The sequence below is a fragment of the Paenibacillus sp. 2003 genome, assembly GCF_031455635.1.
Classification (GTDB): domain Bacteria; phylum Bacillota; class Bacilli; order Paenibacillales; family Paenibacillaceae; genus Paenibacillus; species Paenibacillus amylolyticus_B.
Genome location: NZ_JAVDTB010000005.1, coordinates 124,590 through 141,596, shown reverse-complemented (window position 1 = coordinate 141,596; position 17,007 = coordinate 124,590). Strand labels below are relative to the sequence as shown.

At 46.5% G+C, this 17,007-nt stretch carries 17 protein-coding genes; 15 read left to right on the top strand and 2 right to left on the bottom strand.

Translation table 11 applies throughout. The features are described from left to right. The first annotated feature begins 9 nt into the window (after window positions 1-9). The 12 genes from cntA to J2X75_RS20715 all read left to right on the top strand — a co-directional run bounded on the left by cntA (window position 10) and on the right by J2X75_RS20715 (window position 10,833). Complete coding sequence (gene cntA / locus J2X75_RS20770; RefSeq protein WP_310339698.1) at window positions 10-1,638, top strand: staphylopine-dependent metal ABC transporter substrate-binding lipoprotein; 1,629 nt, start codon at window positions 10-12, stop codon at window positions 1,636-1,638. 13 nt (window positions 1,639-1,651) lie between these two features. Continuing rightward, window positions 1,652-2,584, top strand: coding sequence for a nickel/cobalt ABC transporter permease (gene opp1B, locus J2X75_RS20765; protein WP_310339696.1), 933 nt, complete (start codon window positions 1,652-1,654; stop codon window positions 2,582-2,584). Continuing rightward, complete coding sequence (gene cntC, locus J2X75_RS20760; RefSeq protein ID WP_310339693.1) at window positions 2,584-3,480, top strand: staphylopine uptake ABC transporter permease subunit CntC; 897 nt, start codon at window positions 2,584-2,586, stop codon at window positions 3,478-3,480. Before opp1B ends, cntC begins: the two co-directional genes overlap by 1 nt. After that, the gene (gene cntD, locus J2X75_RS20755; RefSeq protein ID WP_310339691.1) at window positions 3,461-4,270 is read left to right on the top strand and encodes a staphylopine uptake ABC transporter ATP-binding protein CntD; all 810 of its coding nucleotides are present in this window, start codon (window positions 3,461-3,463) and stop codon (window positions 4,268-4,270) included. The genes cntC and cntD overlap by 20 nt, the downstream gene beginning before the upstream one ends. After that, window positions 4,271-5,023, top strand: coding sequence for an ABC transporter ATP-binding protein (locus tag J2X75_RS20750; RefSeq protein WP_310339689.1), 753 nt, complete (start codon window positions 4,271-4,273; stop codon window positions 5,021-5,023). Between the two features lie 14 nt (window positions 5,024-5,037). Next, window positions 5,038-6,231: a staphylopine family metallophore export MFS transporter CntE gene (gene cntE / locus J2X75_RS20745; RefSeq protein WP_310339687.1), complete on the top strand. Its 1,194-nt coding sequence runs from the start codon at window positions 5,038-5,040 to the stop codon at window positions 6,229-6,231. Further along, window positions 6,228-7,493: a staphylopine family metallophore export MFS transporter CntE gene (cntE, locus tag J2X75_RS20740; RefSeq protein WP_310339685.1), complete on the top strand. Its 1,266-nt coding sequence runs from the start codon at window positions 6,228-6,230 to the stop codon at window positions 7,491-7,493. Before cntE (J2X75_RS20745) ends, cntE (J2X75_RS20740) begins: the two co-directional genes overlap by 4 nt. Before the next feature lie 336 nt (window positions 7,494-7,829). Next, window positions 7,830-9,026 carry a GTP-binding protein gene (locus tag J2X75_RS20735; RefSeq protein ID WP_310339683.1) on the top strand — a complete coding sequence of 399 codons (1,197 nt, stop codon included), beginning with the start codon at window positions 7,830-7,832 and terminating at the stop codon, window positions 9,024-9,026. Between the two features lie 232 nt (window positions 9,027-9,258). Further along, the gene (gene rpsN / locus J2X75_RS20730) at window positions 9,259-9,528 is read left to right on the top strand and encodes a 30S ribosomal protein S14 (protein WP_310339681.1); all 270 of its coding nucleotides are present in this window, start codon (window positions 9,259-9,261) and stop codon (window positions 9,526-9,528) included. A gap of 43 nt (window positions 9,529-9,571) precedes the next feature. Beyond that, entirely contained in the window at window positions 9,572-9,907 is a 336-nt protein-coding gene (locus J2X75_RS20725; RefSeq protein WP_169480557.1) for a DUF3024 domain-containing protein, read from the top strand. 206 nt (window positions 9,908-10,113) lie between these two features. After that, a complete protein-coding gene (locus tag J2X75_RS20720; RefSeq protein WP_307542436.1) occupies window positions 10,114-10,590 on the top strand; it encodes a DUF2975 domain-containing protein in 477 nt (158 codons plus the stop codon). Between the two features lie 9 nt (window positions 10,591-10,599). Then, window positions 10,600-10,833, top strand: coding sequence for a helix-turn-helix domain-containing protein (locus tag J2X75_RS20715; protein WP_076211193.1), 234 nt, complete (start codon window positions 10,600-10,602; stop codon window positions 10,831-10,833). 74 nt (window positions 10,834-10,907) lie between these two features. Here the strand turns inward: J2X75_RS20715 and J2X75_RS20710 are convergent, their stop codons facing one another. Then, window positions 10,908-11,765 (bottom strand): helix-turn-helix transcriptional regulator, encoded by an 858-nt coding sequence (locus tag J2X75_RS20710; RefSeq protein ID WP_310339675.1) that lies wholly within the window; start codon window positions 11,763-11,765, stop codon window positions 10,908-10,910. Window positions 11,766-11,938: 173 nt separating this feature from the next. On the opposite strand from J2X75_RS20710, the gene J2X75_RS20705 reads away from it, so the two are divergent. Then, window positions 11,939-14,011: a beta-galactosidase gene (locus tag J2X75_RS20705; protein ID WP_310339672.1), complete on the top strand. Its 2,073-nt coding sequence runs from the start codon at window positions 11,939-11,941 to the stop codon at window positions 14,009-14,011. Window positions 14,012-14,155: 144 nt separating this feature from the next. Here the strand turns inward: J2X75_RS20705 and J2X75_RS20700 are convergent, their stop codons facing one another. After that, entirely contained in the window at window positions 14,156-15,199 is a 1,044-nt protein-coding gene (locus J2X75_RS20700) for a substrate-binding domain-containing protein (protein WP_310339670.1), read from the bottom strand. A gap of 237 nt (window positions 15,200-15,436) precedes the next feature. Here J2X75_RS20700 and modA point away from each other — a divergent pair, with 237 nt between their 5' ends. Both modA and modB read left to right on the top strand, forming a co-directional pair. Next, complete coding sequence (modA, locus tag J2X75_RS20695) at window positions 15,437-16,309, top strand: molybdate ABC transporter substrate-binding protein (RefSeq protein WP_310339668.1); 873 nt, start codon at window positions 15,437-15,439, stop codon at window positions 16,307-16,309. Continuing rightward, window positions 16,306-16,992: a molybdate ABC transporter permease subunit gene (gene modB / locus J2X75_RS20690; RefSeq protein WP_210109869.1), complete on the top strand. Its 687-nt coding sequence runs from the start codon at window positions 16,306-16,308 to the stop codon at window positions 16,990-16,992. Before modA ends, modB begins: the two co-directional genes overlap by 4 nt. Window positions 16,993-17,007: the final 15 nt, after the last annotated feature.

The window sequence follows — 17,007 nt, the reverse complement described above, 5'->3', positions numbered from 1 at the left end:
GGAAATGTTGTGAAAAAGGGTCTTACTTTTACATCCGTACTATTGCTGGTGTCTGCCATTGCGCTGCTCGCCGGATGCGGACAGAGCCCAAAAGAGAAAGAGAGCGCCCAAACGGAGCCTGCCAATAGCCAGGTACAAACTGAACTTATCTATGCTTCTGCCAAAGATATTAATGATATGAACCCACATCTGTATACAGGTTCCATGCCTGCGCAAGGAATTGTATATGAGTCGCTGGTGGAAAACACACCTGACGGAATCAAGCCATTGCTGGCTGAATCATGGGATATCTCCGAGGATGGCAAGACCTATACCTTTCATCTGCGACAAGATGTGAAATTCCATGATGGAGAGCCGTTCAACGCAGAGGCGGTTAAACAAAATATCGATGCAGTTCAGGCGAATGCCGAAAAACATGCTTGGATCAAGCTGTCTACCAAAATCACGAGTGTAAAAGTTATCGATGAGCATACGGTGGAGCTGACGCTGTCGGAAGCCTATTATCCGGCACTGGTGGAATTGTCCATGACAAGACCTTACGTCTTCATATCCCCCAAGGATTTCAAGGATGGCGGAACCAAAGACGGAGTAAGTGGTTTCCACGGCACAGGACCTTACAAGCTTACTGCTCATAAAGTCGAAGAGAATGCCACGTTTGAAGCCAATGAAGACTATTGGGGTGGTGCACCTGCAATCAAGAGAATCACATCCAAGGTTCTTCCGGCAGGTGAAACAACATTCCTGGCGTTGCAAAAGGGAGAGATCAACTTTGTGTTCACCGATGACCGGGGAGCAGATAGTATCGATGTCGAGGCCATGGACCAATTAGCTGAATCTGGTGATTATCAAGTGGTTCGAAGTGAAGCGATGAACACCAATATGATCGTAGCCAACAGCAGTCGCCAGAATAGTCCGGTTCAGGAAACGGCAGTGCGGGAAGCACTTTGGTATGCCATTGATCGCGAAACGATCAGTAAAGATATTTTCAACGGAACGCAGACTGTAGCGGACACGCTATTTTCGGCCAATGTCAATTACGCCAAGGTAGACCTTAAGAAACGGGAGTATGATCCGGAATTGGCTGAAAAACTTCTGGACCAAGCTGGCTGGACATTGACAGACGGTGAAGTGGTGAGAAAGAAGAACGGTCAGCCTTTAGCCATGAAATTATACTATGACAGCAATTCGTCTTCACAGAAAATACAGGCCGAATTGATCCAGTATTCCCTGAAAGAATTGGGTGTTCAGCTTGAGATCATGGGCGAAGAGTCCACTTCCATTGCGAATCGGAGAGCCACCGGGGAATATGATCTGCTCTTTAATCAAACCTGGGGACTGGCCTATGATCCACAGAGTACCATTGCTGCATTTACGTCAGATTCAGCATACAAGCATACGACAAGCGGAATTGCTGAAGCGGATGAACTGTACCAGAAAATCGATTCGGTCATGGTTTCCACGGATGAGACATCACGCCAATCTCTGTATGCCGACATTATGAAGATCGTCCATGATGAAGCGTTGTTCATTCCGATTACCAACGGGCGGGTCACCGTAGTCGCTCCTGAGAATCTTGATGGAATCTCATTCAAACAGACCCAATATGAACTGCCATTCGAACAAATGAATTTTAAATAGAGCGGAGATGGATATGGGAAGTTATATCGTCAAAAGGATTCTGTTAACCATCCCTTTACTGATTATCATTTCATTTATAACGTTTGTTCTGATTAATCTATCTCCCTTGGACCCGGCGGTTGTTGTCTTACAGGCACAGGAAGTTCCGCAGATTACAGAGGAATTAATTGCCCAGACCAATCAGGCATTGGGGTTCGATCAGCCGTTCATGATCCAGTATGTGAACTGGATCATGGCTGTTGTGCAGTTGGACTTTGGCAACTCTTATGTATCTGGTGAACCCGTGTGGTCATTGATGGGGCCTGCTTTTATGAACACATTGAAGTTAACACTTGTCTCATCGGTATTCATTATTGCGCTGTCCATTCTGCTGGGAGTGATCTGTGCCATGAGAGAAGGCAAGCTGCTGGATCGATCGGTCAGAGGTGCATCATTTTTCCTTACCGCCATGCCATCCTACTGGCTTGCAGCCATGATGATCTGGTATTTTTCCGTCAAGCTGGACCTGTTACCTACCAGCGGCATGGACTCGTATCGAAGTTACATTCTACCGGTGATCGTAATCACGGTGAGTTATACGGGCATTTACTTCCGAACGGTTCGAAGTTCCATGCTGAGCAATATGAATGAGGACTATGTGTTATATGCAAGGGCAAGCGGTCTGAGTGAGAAGAAAGTTACCCTGCATATTCTGAGAAATTCATTACAGGTGGCTGTGTCCATCTTTTGTATGGCGATCCCGATCGTGCTGGGCAGTACGGTAGTCATCGAAAATGTATTTGCCTGGCCGGGACTCGGTAGGCTCAGCGTGAAATCCATTTTAAGCAGGGATTTTCCGATTATCCAGGCGTATGTTCTGATGTTGGCTGTAACCTTTGTCTTATTTAATACGTTATCCGACATTATTAATGCGGCGATGAATCCCCGGTTGAGAAAGGAATTCTGATGCGAATATTGAAAAATCTGAGCAAAGACAAGCTGGCCATGACCTCTTTGATGGTAATTATCGTCATGATTATAGCGGGCATTTTCGCCCCTCTTATTGCGCCCCATGATCCTGGACAAGTGAATATGAAGCTTCGTTATGCCTCCTCATCCTGGGATTATCTATTAGGCAATGATCATCTGGGCAGATGTGTATTATCCCGGCTTATCTATGGAATCCGTCCAAGTGTGTTATGGGTTCTGGTTGCGCTGAGCCTTTCTGTTCTGATTGGAGCTATTGTCGGATTCGTCGCGGGTTACTTCAAGGGAAAAGTGGATGCGTGGATCATGAGAGTCTGTGACATTATGCTGTCTTTCCCTGGGTACGTGATGACACTTGCAGTGGTCGGCATTTTGGGTGCAGGACTGGAGAATATTTTGATTGCCTTTGTGTGGATGAAATGGGCCTGGTTTGCCCGCGTTATTCGAACATCTGTGATGCAATTCTCCGATATGGATTATGTAAAATTCGCCAAAGCCTCCGGCACACCCAATCTGAGAATTATAACCAAACATATTGTTCCAGTTACCTTTGCTGATATTGCTGTCATTGCCAGTGGTTCCATGTGTTCGATGATGTTGCAGATCTCCGGCCTTTCCTTTCTGGGGCTTGGAATCCAGGCTCCGCATGCGGAGTGGGGCATGATGCTCAATGAGGCGAGGGAAGTCATGTTCTCCAGACCTGAATTGATGTTGGCACCAGGCCTGGCCATTGTGGTGGTGGTGTCTGCTTTTAATTTTTTATCGGATGCCCTTCAAGTGGCTCTGGACCCCAAATTGATGACCTCTCAAGGTAAGTCTGACAAGTCTTACGAAAGTGAGGTGAGAAAGGCCGCTTATGAATATAGTCGAGGTTGAACATTTGAAAGTATGGGACACCAATACAGACAAAGTGATCATTCATAACAGTTCATTCGAAGTTAAACAGGGAAGCTGTATGGCCATCGTAGGGGAAAGTGGTAGCGGCAAGTCCGTCACGTGCAGGGCCATCATGCGACTGAACAAGCCATGGATTCGTCAATCGGGCAGGATGTTATTTCAGGGCGAAGACCTGAACCAGCTTTCGGAACCGGAGATGCGGCGTAAGCGGGGCAAACATCTGTGTATGATTTTGCAGAATGGCATGAGTGCATTTGATCCTTCCTGTGTCATTGGTGTTCATATTCGAGAGACGCTTCAGCAGCATTTTGGCTGGAATACCCGTGAGATTGAACGGAAAATCATCAATGCCATGGAAAGTGTCATGCTCAGACATCCGCGCGAGATTCTGAATCAATACCCACATCAACTGTCCGGTGGGATGCTGCAGCGAATCATGATTGCACTGGCATTGGTGCTTGAGCCCGATCTGATTATTGCGGATGAGCCAACAACGGCGCTGGATACGATCTCCCAATATGAAGTAGTGGAGCAATTGATTCAATTACGCGAACGCATGGGCTGTTCCATGATGTTCATCTCCCATGATCTCGGTGTAGTTCAGAAGATTGCAGATGACGTGATGGTCATGAAGGACGGAAACATCGTCGAGCGTGGCAGCATGCATTCTGTTTTGACACAGCCGGAGCATGCCTATACGCAGTATCTGGTCTCTACCCGGCTGGAGCTGAGCAATCATTTTAAGGCGTTGATGCAGGGGGACTTATAGATGCTAAAGGTGGAAGGTATTGAAAAATCATATAACCAAGGCGGACTGTTCTCCAAGCATAGACAACAGGTATTGAAACAGGTTACCTTTGAATGCCAGCATGGCGAATGTCTGGGCATCATTGGTGAAAGCGGAAGCGGTAAATCTACGTTGGGCCGTCTGATTCTGGGCATTGAACGGCCGGATCATGGAACGATCTCGCTGGATGGTAAAGACGTACAGGATCGACGTGTACGGAGGGGTAACCTCAGTGCCGTTTTTCAAAATTATACGTCATCCATCAATCCATTTCTTAATGTGGAAGCTGCCATTATGGAACCTATGCAAGCGCAGCAAAAGCTGCGAAAGGGTCAGGGTAACTCAGAGAAGGTGGATCTGTTGCTGAACCAAGTTGGATTGGACCCTTCTTATAGATCCAAATATCCGCATGAACTATCCGGCGGTGAGGCTCAGAGAGTGTGCATAGCCAGGGCCATCTCCACCGCTCCCAAATGCATCGTGTTCGATGAAGCGATCAGCTCACTGGACGTGTCTGTTCAGATTCAGGTGCTGCAATTGTTGAAAGAGCTTAAGGAAATCTACAAGCTGAGCTATGTCTTTATCACACATGATATACAGGCGGCAGCTTATATCTGTGACAGGGTTATCATTTTCAGAGACGGTCAGATTGAAGAGATCGTTCCTATTGAGCAGCTAAAGGATGTTCAGTCAGACTATGCGAAGAAATTATTGAAGCATTTAATTACATTTTAGGGGGAACACCCATTGTGAGTGGAGCGATGTCTTGGCCTTTTCTGCGCTTGTACATACTGGTTCTTCTATATTTCAGTGCCAATGCCATTCTTAACGTGATCACCCCATTGCAAGGGGCGTCTTTGGGCGCGAGCGGTACAACGATTGGACTGATCATGGGCGCGTATATGTTCACAACCATGTTTTTCAGACCATGGGCAGGTCGGATTATTCAAAAGCACGGTCCGATCAAAATATTGCGTCTTATTCTGATCATCAATGGATTTGCCCTGATTTTATATACCTTTACGGGACTCGAGGGTTATTTGGTTGCTCGTATTTTGCAGGGGGTATCGACAGCGTTTTTCTCCATGGCCTTGCAGATTGGCATTATTGATGCACTTCCGGAGAAAGATCGGTCACAGGGAATTTCATATTATTCGCTGTTCAGTTATATTCCGGGGATCGTGGGGCCTGTTATCGCGTTAGGAATCTGGCAGACGGGTGGTATGGATTATTTTACAGTGGTTCTGATCGGCATTGCCGTCTGTACGGGTGTCTTCGGATATACCGCCAAAATGGAACCAAACAAGGAGCAACCTGCTGAGAATCTTTCGGAGCAGAACGTCAGTATGTGGGAATCCTTTGGTCAGTTGGTGAAGAATCCGTTTCTGTTTCGATGCAGTGTGTTAATGCTCGCCGCTTCCGTTGTATTTGGTGCGATTACCACCTTTATCCCGCTGTATGCGAGTCAAGTACCAAATGGGAATGCGGGTGTGTATCTGATGCTTCAGGCAGGGACGGTGGTGCTGGCTCGAATCATGCTTAGGAAAAGGATTCCGTCCGATGGCAGTTGGCATTCTCCTTTCATGATGGGCACCATGTGTCTGCTCGCCGTAGCTGCGCAATGTGTCAGTTTTGCCGTGACAGGCGGGGTGGTCTTTTTCTATGTGGGCGCTGTATTCATGGGAATCGGTCAGGCGATCCTGTATCCGACACTCACGACCTATTTATCTTTTGTGTTGCCTAAGCTGAACCGGAACGTTCTGATCGGCCTATTTATTGCGATGGCGGATCTGGGTATTTCTCTGGGTGGTGTGATTATGGGACCCGTCGCTGACTTCTCTTCCTATTCATTTATGTACATGATCTGTGCTATCCTAGGAGCGGTAATGATCGTTTTTGCCTATGAACGGCGTAGACCCGTGACAGGTACATCTATGAATTGACTGCCAGAAGAGAAAGTGGTGACGAACGTTTGAAGGCTTCAATGACGGCAACATCCAATGGAAAATTAAATCCGGTATCCTTTTCGTTTATCCGGTTTTATATGCTGGCCTTTTTATTTTTTGCGGCAAATTCAGCTTTGACGATTATTCTGCCTTTGAGAAGCGAAGCCGCGGGATTGAATCAGGCTGAGATTGGTCTGATGATGGGGGCATATATGTTCACCTGTATGCTCTTGAGACCTTTTGCAGCACAGCTGCTGGGTAAGCATGGGCCGCTTCGTGTGATGCAATGGCTATTGCTTTTACACGCCGGGACGTTGCTGCTGTTTGTTGTTTTTGGTGTGGAGACGTATCTGTGGTTGCGAGCCCTGCAAGGGGTGGCTACGGCCTTTTTCTCCATGACGATGCAGGCAGGCATTGTGGAAAAGCTGGAGGACAAAGACCGGGCACAAGGGCTGTCCATGTACACCCTGTTTACGATGGTTCCTTCTCTGGTCATTCCGATCCTCGCCATACAAATCTGGGAAAATGCCAGTGATCTGGCGTTTACGCTGCTGATGATCGGATTGGCGGCTTTGCCACTTCTGATTGGATATAATGTGGATCTGCCACGGAGTACCGTGCAGAACAAATCGTACACCTTGGGTGACATGTTTCGTTCATTCGGCGGCATTTGGCAGAGTACGCCACTGCTGATCAGCAGTGTGGTGATGTTGTTTGCGTCCTGTGTCTTTGGGGCGACAGCGACCTTTCTTCCCCTGTATATGGTATCCACTGGACTGGCGAGTGCAGGGGTATTTCTGACGATACAGGGATTGGTTGTGATCCTGTGCAGGTTTATTTTGCGTAAAAAAATTCCGTCCGACGGTAGCTGGAATACCTGGCTGATGGCAGGGCTAATGCTGTGTGCAGCACTGGGGACCCAGTTGCTCAGCCTGATGGAGATCATCGGGCCGTTGGTGTATCTCTCCGCAGTGTTCAGCGGCTTTGCCTTGGCACTGTTGTACCCGACATTAACCACATACCTGTCTTTTGTGTTGCCTGCGGATTCCAGATATGTACTCATGGGAATCTTCATGTCCTCGTATGACCTTGGATTCTCTTTGGGCGGACTGGCGATGGGGCTTATTGTACAGGTAAGTTCGTATTCGACCATGTTTATGATCTGCACGTTGCTCTCTATTGCAGCGATGGTTCTGGTGTTGGTATTCAGGCAACGGATGGAAGCGGGCAATAAGGCCAGATCTGTGGTAGCAAGCTGAACAGTAAAGTAAAGGCTCATGAACTGAATTTTCCGGCACGTATCATCAGGATACAAGCGGCAGGAGACAGATCATGGGTCTTTTTTATATCTTAGAATTTATAAGTTTTCAAAGGATCTGAACAGTTCAATTATCGCAAGAAAAACTACAACTGAACGCGGTCTTTCTTTTGTGAAAGTACGTTGATAAATGTTTTTCTTATCCATTTTTCTGGACTATTTCGTAAAAATAGTTTGACAACGACCGTGCAACAGGATTATAGTCATTGTTGTTAATCGTAATAATTACTATTAAAGTCCAAGTTACACAGACTGCAAATATAAGGAGTAGATTTCTATGACACAAAAGCAAGTTCCGGTAACCGTACTGAGTGGTTACCTCGGTTCAGGGAAAACGACGGTTTTGAATCATGTGTTGAACAACAGACAGGGACTCAAAGTTGCGGTGATCGTCAACGACATGAGTGAGGTGAACATTGATGCTGCGCTGGTTAAGGGGGAGGCAACCTTGTCTCGAACCGAAGAGAAGTTGGTGGAGTTGTCGAACGGCTGTATCTGCTGCACCTTGCGAGATGATCTGATGCAGGAGATTGAGAAGCTGGTGAACGAAGGCAAGTATGACTATATTTTGATCGAATCCACCGGCATCAGTGAACCTGTTCCAGTTGCACAGACCTTTACATATGCAGATGAAGAGTCGGGTATTGACCTGACTAGTCTGGCCCGATTGGATTGTCTGGTAACGGTGGTGGATGCCAATCGATTCTGGCATGATTTTGGATCAGGACAGAGTCTTCTGGATCGTAACCAGGCGACCGGAGATGAGGACACCCGTGATGTTGTAGACTTGTTGATTGATCAGATCGAAACCTGTGATGTACTGCTGCTGAACAAATGTGATCTGGTCGATGACACCGAGCTGAACAAGCTCGAAGGTATCATCCGGAAGCTACAGCCTAACGCCAAGATCATTCGGACCCAGAATGGACAGGTGAATCCTTCCGAGATTCTGAATACAGGCCGTTTTGATTTTGAGAAAGTGAGCATGTCCGCTGGATGGATTCAGGAGCTGGAGAAAGAGTCGCATACACCGGAAACGGAGGAATATGGTATTGGTTCCTTTGTCTATCGCCGGAGAAAGCCGTTCCATCCTTCCCGTCTGGCTGAATTCATGAGTTACTGGCCGGAAGAAGTGGTACGTGCCAAAGGTTTAGTATGGCTTGCGGCTGAAGGGGATGTTGCTGCAAGCCTGAGTCAGGCAGGACCATCCATTCAATTTGGTCCTGCGGGACATTGGGTCGCGGCGTTGCCGGAAGCGGACAAAGAAGAGATTTTACGTAACGAACCGGATGTTCTGGAGAAATGGGATGCCCAGTGGGGAGATCGCCAGACGGAGCTTGTCATGATCGGAATCGACATGGAACGTGCGAGCATTGAAGATGAGTTGGACCAGTGCCTGCTTAGTGATGAAGAAATGCTGGCAGACTGGGGCCATTTTGATAATCCACTGCCATGGCCTGTGGAAGCTGTATAAGTCGGAGAGGACAGAAAGGACCTGAAGAAGCGGAGCGTTCGCCTACAAGCTTTCTGCAAGAAAGCTACATCGGAAGCATACGCTATCCCCGGATTTCCCCTTTATAAAAGGAATTAAAAAAATCTGGGGATAACAGCGATCGGAAGGTTGTTCTGTCATCGGAGTGTGCAGTGTAAATATTCTTTAGTTCAATTTATAAACATAAATTCAATGGATAAAGGAGCTATAATTCATGGCTAAAAAATCTAAAGTGGTACGTGAGAAGCAACGTCAGGCAATCGTGGCAAAATATGCGGACCTGCGTCGGGAATTGAAGGAAAAAGGGGATTACGATGCATTGCAGAAATTGCCGCGGAATGCATCTCCGACCAGACTGAAGAACCGTTGTGAAGTGACGGGCCGCCCGCGGGGTTATCTACGCAAGTTCAAGGTATCTCGGATTAAGTTCCGTGAATTGGCCCATCAAGGACAGATTCCTGGTGTAACAAAATCCAGCTGGTAACATGATCAAAGGGTGGTATTTTGCTGAAAGGGTGTGCATCTTCATGTTGGACTCGTTTACGTTACGAAGAATTCAGTCGGTGATGAATGGCTATATTCACGAGAAGGTTCCTGCGCCACTACGTACGATGGTGAAGTTGACATATGAGATGAATGATAATGAATTGATCCTGACCGAAGAAAGACCTGCCGAGGAACGGTATCAATGGGATAAGATGCATATTGCCCGATTTTACTGGGAAGAAAATCAGTGGAAAGTGTATGCCAGAGATGAACAGAGTAGTTGGAATCCGGTAGATGTTATTACACCTTGTTCCGATTTTGAGAATGTGCTCGAGCAGGTGGAACGGGATGAAGCTGGACTGTTCTGGCGTACGTGAGCGAGTTCAAAGATAACCACATTCAGTGGCTATCTTTGGACTTTTTTTGTGTCCAAGAATCAATGAAGCAAAGAGGGGGGATCTTTTGGTCTTCCTTCCTTAATGGGCAAAAGAATAAATAAAATCTGTTTTGCAATAAAAATTTATTGTAAAACGATAAATATTATGATAAATTCATATCACTTAAAACAAGTGAGGTGCTTTTTGTGAAGCGAGGTACAACCATCTTTTTAAAATTGGCTGTGTTGCTTATTGGTGTTCCCATTCTTGCCTTATGCATATTCGGCATACCCTGGTTAGCGAACAATCCGGTGAATCCGAATTATGCAGGTGCGCTATACCCCATAGTGATTATTATGTATGTGTCAGTTATTCCGTTTATCGTTGCACTGTACCAGGCATTCCGTCTGCTGAGCTATATCGACAAAAATGAAGCGTTCTCTCTAATGTCAGTGAGATCCTTAAAAACAATAAAATATTGTGCTATTGTAATTAGTAGTCTTTATTTTGTGATGTTGCCATTCCTTTTTGTTGTAGCAGAGAAAGATGATGCCCCAGGCCTCATTCTTATGGGAATGGTTCCTATTTTTGCTTCATTGGTCATTGCAGTGTTTTCCGCAGTGCTCCAAAGATTGTTACAGGAAGCGATTGATATCAAATCAGAAAATGACCTAGTGGTCTGAGGTGAATATATGGCCATTATAATCAATATTGATGTGATGTTGGCAAAGCGGAAAATGACGGTTACCGAGCTTGCAGAGAGAGTTGAGATCACGATCGCCAATATTTCCATATTAAAAACAGGAAAAGCAAAAGCGATCCGTTTATCCACTCTGGATGCCATCTGTAAAGCACTGGATTGTCAGCCTGGAGATATTTTGGAATATAAGGCTGACGAGGACGAAGATACAAATGAACATTTGTGAAAAATGACCGAAGAAGACTCTGCATGTTGTATGCAGAGTCTTCTTTTGCATCAGCTTGTTCAAGGAACATCTGCCTATAACGAATGATTGTGCATCATTCGAAATTGCATAGGTGTTACGTTTTCCTGGGTTTTAAAACAGCGGATGAAGTAGCTTGACTGTGAAAATCCCGTTTCCAGCGTAATTTGCTTAATGGAAAGGTTGGTTGTTGCGAGTAGCTGTTTCGCATGTAGTAGCCTGGATTCCAAGAGGAATTCAGGGAAAGAGATTCCAAACGTCTGACTGAACTTTCGGCTAAAGTATGTTGTACTGTATCCTGCAATCCCGGCAGCGTGGTCTAGTGTAATGTGCTCGTTACTATGGGAACGAATATAATTCCCTGCTTCACGAATTCGCTCCGAGGTGTGATTCAACGAAACATTGATTTGGCTCGCTGCGGATTGCAATCGGGTCAGAAGCTCATATAGAGTAGCTGCCACACTGTGCTCGTCCTCCACCTGATAGCCTCTGCCTAGCTCCAGCAATCGATCCATGAGAGCGGTAACCACGGGGAAGTTGGAACATTGAAACAGCCATGGCTCGTCAACGCCTTTTCCATTTAACAGTTCTTCGAGACGAACGCCGTAGAAGTGAATCCAACGAATACTCCAAGGATCATCCAAATCGGAGTAGTAGGTTTGTCTGAGACCGGGACCATAGAGGAAACCCTGTCCTTGCATTAACTCATATCGTGTGGTTCCGGTGTCCAGGAATCCTTTGCCGTTCAGTACAAGGTGCAGATTGTAGCATTGATCCAAATTAATTTCAGTGGTGCCATATTCTCGATGCACACGGTGCTTCGGAAAGTCACTGTACCCTCCAATAAAATCAGGAAAACATACATGTCTGGGAAAAATCGGCTTGGGGAGAAAGATGTGTTCTTTCACGTGCATCCTCCATTTGAACGCAATATTTTTATGTAATCATTCCAAATAGATTCAGCCAACTGTGATTTGAATCTAAAGTAATGACAATATTTTATTATAAGTCGCATAATCTTGTCATTTATTATATGTGAAGGTTCTAATAGAATGGAGGCAATATGGCATTAAGGGGGCAATTAAAGGTGGCAAAATCAATCCAAATGGATGAATTAAAAATGGGGGTCTGTTATTACCCTGAGCACTGGTCGGAAGCGTTGTGGGAGGACGATTTCCGTAGAATGAAAGAGATGAATATCACAGTTATTCGGATGGCTGAATTTGCATGGTCCATCTTTGAACCGGAAGAAGACCAGTTTGATTTTAGTTTTTTCCAGAAGGCACTGGATCTGGCGCATCAATACGGTTTGAGCGTTATTTTGGGAACACCTACTGCAACTCCGCCAGCATGGTTAACATCCAAATATCCTGGAGTATTAAACGCAAATAAGGACGGGGTATTGTATCAACACGGTATGCGGCGTCATACCAATTACAGCAGCCCAATCTACAGACAGCAATGTGAAAAAATCGTGCGCAATATGGTGATTGCCTATAAAGATCATCCGGCTCTTATTGGATGGCAGATCGATAACGAATTCAATTGTCATATGGATGTTTTCTATGCTGAGGCGGACCATGTCGCCTTCCGTGAATGGCTTAAGAATCGTTATGAATCGTTGGAGAATCTGAACCAGGCTTGGGGAACCGTTTTCTGGAGTCAGACCTATACCGACTGGGAGCAAGTTCACCTTACCCGAAATATGGTCAGCCAATCGCCAAATCCTCATTTGGCACTAGATGAAAAGAGATTCATCTCAGCTAATACCATTTCATTTGCCAAGCTCCAGGTGGACATTATTCGGGAACTGGATCCGAAACATTGGATCACAACGAACGGTACGTTTGGACACTTGGATAATCATGAAATGACAGAAGACCTGTTGGATTTCTTCTCCTATGACTCGTATCCGCAGTTTGCAACGATCTTCCCAGGGACAGACGATAACTCATTACAAGATCGGGCCTGGAGCATGAAATTGTCGAACGTACGCAACATGTCACCGAACTTCTGCGTCATGGAACAACAGTCTGGGCCAGGAGGCTGGGTTGACAGTATAGGCATGGGTACGCCAAGACCGGGACAGATCCGATTATGGTCATATCAATCCGTTCTGCATGGTACGGATCTGCTCGTCTACTTCCGCTGGCGGACGGCAACATTTGGCACCGAGATGTACTGGCATGGCATCAATGATTACCATAATCAGCCCAACAGAAGGGTACGCGAGGTTGCACAAGTAGGGGAAGAGTTTGCCAAGATCGGGCGTGTTATTGCAGGCACTACATATCAAGCCGATGTTGCGATCCTACAGGATTACGATAACATCTGGGACGGGGAGTTGGACGAGTGGCACGGTCCGCTTCAGCAACAGAGTGTACGCTCCTGGTATAAGCAGCTCCAGTATCGTCATATTCCGACTGATATGGTTACACTGCAACCAACGACAACACTGGAGGATTTATCCGAATATAAGGTGATCATCTATGCTCACCCGGCCATTATGACAGACGAGACAGCAGAACTTCTCCAAGCCTATGTCAGTCAAGGAGGCACTCTGTTTTTCGGTGCTCGCACCGGATATAAGGATCTCAAGGGGCATTGTTATATGAGACCGTTCCCTGGGGCTGTCGCTGAGTTGTGTGGTGTAACCGTAGAGGACTTTACCTTAATCAAAGGAACCATTCCAGCAGCCAAACTGCAATGGAATGGGACGAGTGAGCAGCTTCAGGAGGGAACGTCAACGGCCGGATTTAACGAAGTTCTTCATGTGGAGCATGCTGACGTGCAGGTCATGGCTGAGTATACATCCGAATATTATGCAGGTAGTCCTGCTTTGACCAAACGTACGGTAGGTCAGGGGCAAGTATGGTATTATGGAGCGGCTTACAATGAACCGGTTGTTGATGCTCTACTAGATGAGATAGGGCTATCTTCACCTGTGGGTGACCTGGTAGCGGTACCGTCCGAAGTTGAGCTTGGTATCCGTTCCGGTAAGGATAAAGCTTATGTATTTTTACTCAACTACTCGGATCACCAAGTGGCCATCCAGCTTAAGAAGGAGGCCACAGAGTTACTGTCAGGTACAACACTTCAGAATGAGATCAACATGCCCGCGTATGGTGTGTTCATTTTTGAGATCGATTTGCCATATTAAGAAATTCATTCATCCATATCATGCGTTATATATAGAAAGAAACACCAAAAACGCCTTGCAGCGAATGCAAGGCGTTTTATATATGCATGATGTGATGTTGAATACACGTTGAGTATGGGCTGTTATTGTCTACATTTCGTATAACTATGCTTCGTACAAAATCTCACCTGTCCGGGATACATCATATCCCTCGAATGATTGCAGTTCCTGCCTGAACTCCGGTGATTGGAGAATTCGCAGTACAGAATCTGTCCAGGCTTCATTACCTTGCTTCCTCAGCATGACCAGATCATAGCGCTCCTGAGTGAGCGGGACAAAATCAACCTGACCCACAAGTCGCGCAGCTTTCTCAATGCCAACTCCGACATCAGCTTCACCTGAACTGACTTTGGCAGCCACGCCCATGTGACTGGTTTCCTCCATTTCGTATCCGATCAGACCTGCGGCAGGAATTCCATGCAACCGAAGTTGCTCATCCAGCAATACTCGCGCGCCAGAACCTATCTCCCGGTTAGCGAGTCGAAGTTCAGGCTTGCTCAGATCGGTCCAATTCTGTATGTTCTGCGGGTTGCCACGCTGTACATACAGTCCGGCAGGACGTGACAGTAGGTTTACCACAACATAGGACCGTCCCGTCAGAATTTTGCGAATATACGGCAGATTATACTCACCGGTATCCCCGTCGAGCAGATGAGTGCTGACCAGATCGGACTCACCACGATACATCGAGATAAGTCCGTCCAGACTGCCCATGAACGAGCGAAGCGGACGGATGTCCCGAGTTTTTTTTTCCATATGGCGCATTAGGATATCCAGACTGACATCCTGACCTGTTATGACTAGATGCCGTGGTGCAGAAGTCATTGTATGGGTAGAACTCGCTGGAGTAATCGCATGCGCAGACCCAACGGGTGAAGTAACTTGTAAGGAAGTTCCCTGAGAATCACCATGACCTGGCTGAGTCCCTGATACCGAGGTCTGAACCGAAGTCGGGATACGCTGACCTGAGGACTGAAGTTGCTTGGAGCGACGTTTATATGCCTCCAGATCGGTTGCATCAATTCGCATTTGTTTACCTACACGGTATGCGACGAGGTCTCCTTTTTTGATCAGGTCATAGACCGTCAGTTTCGATATTTTGAGCAGCTTGGATATTTCTTCGGTTGTGTAGGATTGCTCCTCCGTCATAAGTGAAGATCCTCCTTCAAAGGTATAGAGCAATTATGGTTTTGTTATGAATGTTTCTTGTACTATATCATTAATTGAGGGATGCCATAAACCTGAGAACACGCAATAAACGCATAGGACAGATAACAAAAATCAAATGTGATCTTAATCACCTTCCTATTTTTTTTGTCATGTGTATAATTAGATATAATCAATTATAACTAGTTATAACCAAAGATAACGTTGGGGGAGAAATGAATGAGAAAGAGAATCGGATATGTGTTGGGAAGTATGTCACTGGGACTGGCTCTTGTATTGGCTGGTTGCGGCGCAAGCACGGGCACTACGGATACATCCACAGGTGCAGAACAAACAACCCCAACGCCAGCGGCATCAGTTGAAAGTTCATCAGCAGGAAATACCGATCCGCAGGAAACGGTAGATCTGACGATCTCTGCGGCGGCCAGTCTGACCGATGCGATGAAAGAGATTGAAACCAATTATGAGCTAGCTAATCCTTATATAGAACTTAATTTTAACTTTGGCGCCTCGGGTGCCTTGCAACAGCAGATTGAACAGGGTGCCCCGGCTGATGTCTTTGTATCGGCGGCAACAAAAAATATGAATGCGCTAGTAGATGAAAACCTGATTGCATCGGGTGATCAGAAGAATTTGCTACAGAATTCACTGGTGGCCATAGTGCCAGCAGATGGGACCCACACAGTAACCAGTGAAACGGATCTCACCAGCGACTCCATCAAGACGGTAGCCATTGGGATTCCGGAAAGTGTTCCTGCGGGAACCTATGCCAAGGAAGCTCTGACCAATGCCAAGCTGTGGGATGAACTGGAAAGCAAACTTGTGCAGGGGAAAGACGTTAGACAGGTTCTTCAATATGTAGAGACAGGTAATGCAGATGCAGGATTTGTATATAAAACAGATGCTCTTACTTCGGATCAGGTGAAAATTGCGTTTGAGGTGGACAAGAACAGCTACACACCAGCCAATTATCCAATAGGCATTATTGAAGGAACCAAACACCGTACAGAGGCCGAACAATTTTATGCGTATTTACAAACCCCTGGAGTGCTCGATATCTTCGCGAAATACGGATTCACAATTCCGGAATGAATGTGAACGCCATAGACTGGTCCGTATTCTGGTCACCGGTGCGCTTGTCACTTCAGGTTGCGCTGTTATCCAGCGTGGTGGCCACTGTGCTCGGAATCGCGATAGCCTGGAAGATGTCACGTTCTTCATTTCGGGGAAAGATTCTGCTGGAAACGGCATTTATGCTGCCGCTAGTCCTTCCCCCGACGGTGGTTGGATTTCTGTTACTTGTCATACTGGGGCGTAAAAGTCTGTTTGGACAATGGATTGAAGCCATATTCTCCGCACCGGTTATTTTCACCTGGTGGGCTGCGGTGATTGCTTCGGTGGTGGTTGCTTTTCCACTTGTGTATCAGACGATGAAATCGGGATTCAGTGGTGTGGATCGGGATTTGGAAGATGCAGGCCGTTCGATTGGGGCAAATGAGTGGCAGGTTTTTCGTTACATCTCCCTCCCGCTCGCAGGCAGAGCATTGATGACCGCTTTCATCCTGGGCTTTGCCCGTGCACTCGGGGAATTTGGTGCGACACTGATGATTGCAGGCAATATTCCGGGCAAAACGCAAACGGTACCCACGGCAATCTATGTCGCTGTGGATTCCGGCAATCAGACCATGGCTTGGGCATGGACTGTTTCCATTATTATCATCTCGTTTCTCATGTTACTGATGACCAGACAGCAGCGAGATGGAAAAAATAACTGACATTGCATGTGTGCA

Excerpts from the sequence above, each read along its gene's own strand:
- opp1B (WP_310339696.1), top strand. The coding sequence starts at position 1,652 with ATGGGAAGTTATATCGTCAAAAGGATTCTGTTAACCATCCCTTTACTG.
- cntC (WP_310339693.1), top strand. The coding sequence starts at position 2,584 with ATGCGAATATTGAAAAATCTGAGCAAAGACAAGCTGGCCATGACCTCT.
- cntD (WP_310339691.1), top strand. The coding sequence starts at position 3,461 with ATGAATATAGTCGAGGTTGAACATTTGAAAGTATGGGACACCAATACA.
- J2X75_RS20750 (WP_310339689.1), top strand. The coding sequence starts at position 4,271 with ATGCTAAAGGTGGAAGGTATTGAAAAATCATATAACCAAGGCGGACTG.
- J2X75_RS20735 (WP_310339683.1), top strand. The coding sequence starts at position 7,830 with ATGACACAAAAGCAAGTTCCGGTAACCGTACTGAGTGGTTACCTCGGT.
- rpsN (WP_310339681.1), top strand. The coding sequence starts at position 9,259 with ATGGCTAAAAAATCTAAAGTGGTACGTGAGAAGCAACGTCAGGCAATC.
- J2X75_RS20725 (WP_169480557.1), top strand. The coding sequence starts at position 9,572 with ATGTTGGACTCGTTTACGTTACGAAGAATTCAGTCGGTGATGAATGGC.
- J2X75_RS20715 (WP_076211193.1), top strand. The coding sequence starts at position 10,600 with ATGGCCATTATAATCAATATTGATGTGATGTTGGCAAAGCGGAAAATG.
- J2X75_RS20710 (WP_310339675.1), bottom strand. The coding sequence starts at position 11,765 with ATGCACGTGAAAGAACACATCTTTCTCCCCAAGCCGATTTTTCCCAGA.
- J2X75_RS20700 (WP_310339670.1), bottom strand. The coding sequence starts at position 15,199 with ATGACGGAGGAGCAATCCTACACAACCGAAGAAATATCCAAGCTGCTC.
- modA (WP_310339668.1), top strand. The coding sequence starts at position 15,437 with ATGAGAAAGAGAATCGGATATGTGTTGGGAAGTATGTCACTGGGACTG.
- modB (WP_210109869.1), top strand. The coding sequence starts at position 16,306 with ATGAATGTGAACGCCATAGACTGGTCCGTATTCTGGTCACCGGTGCGC.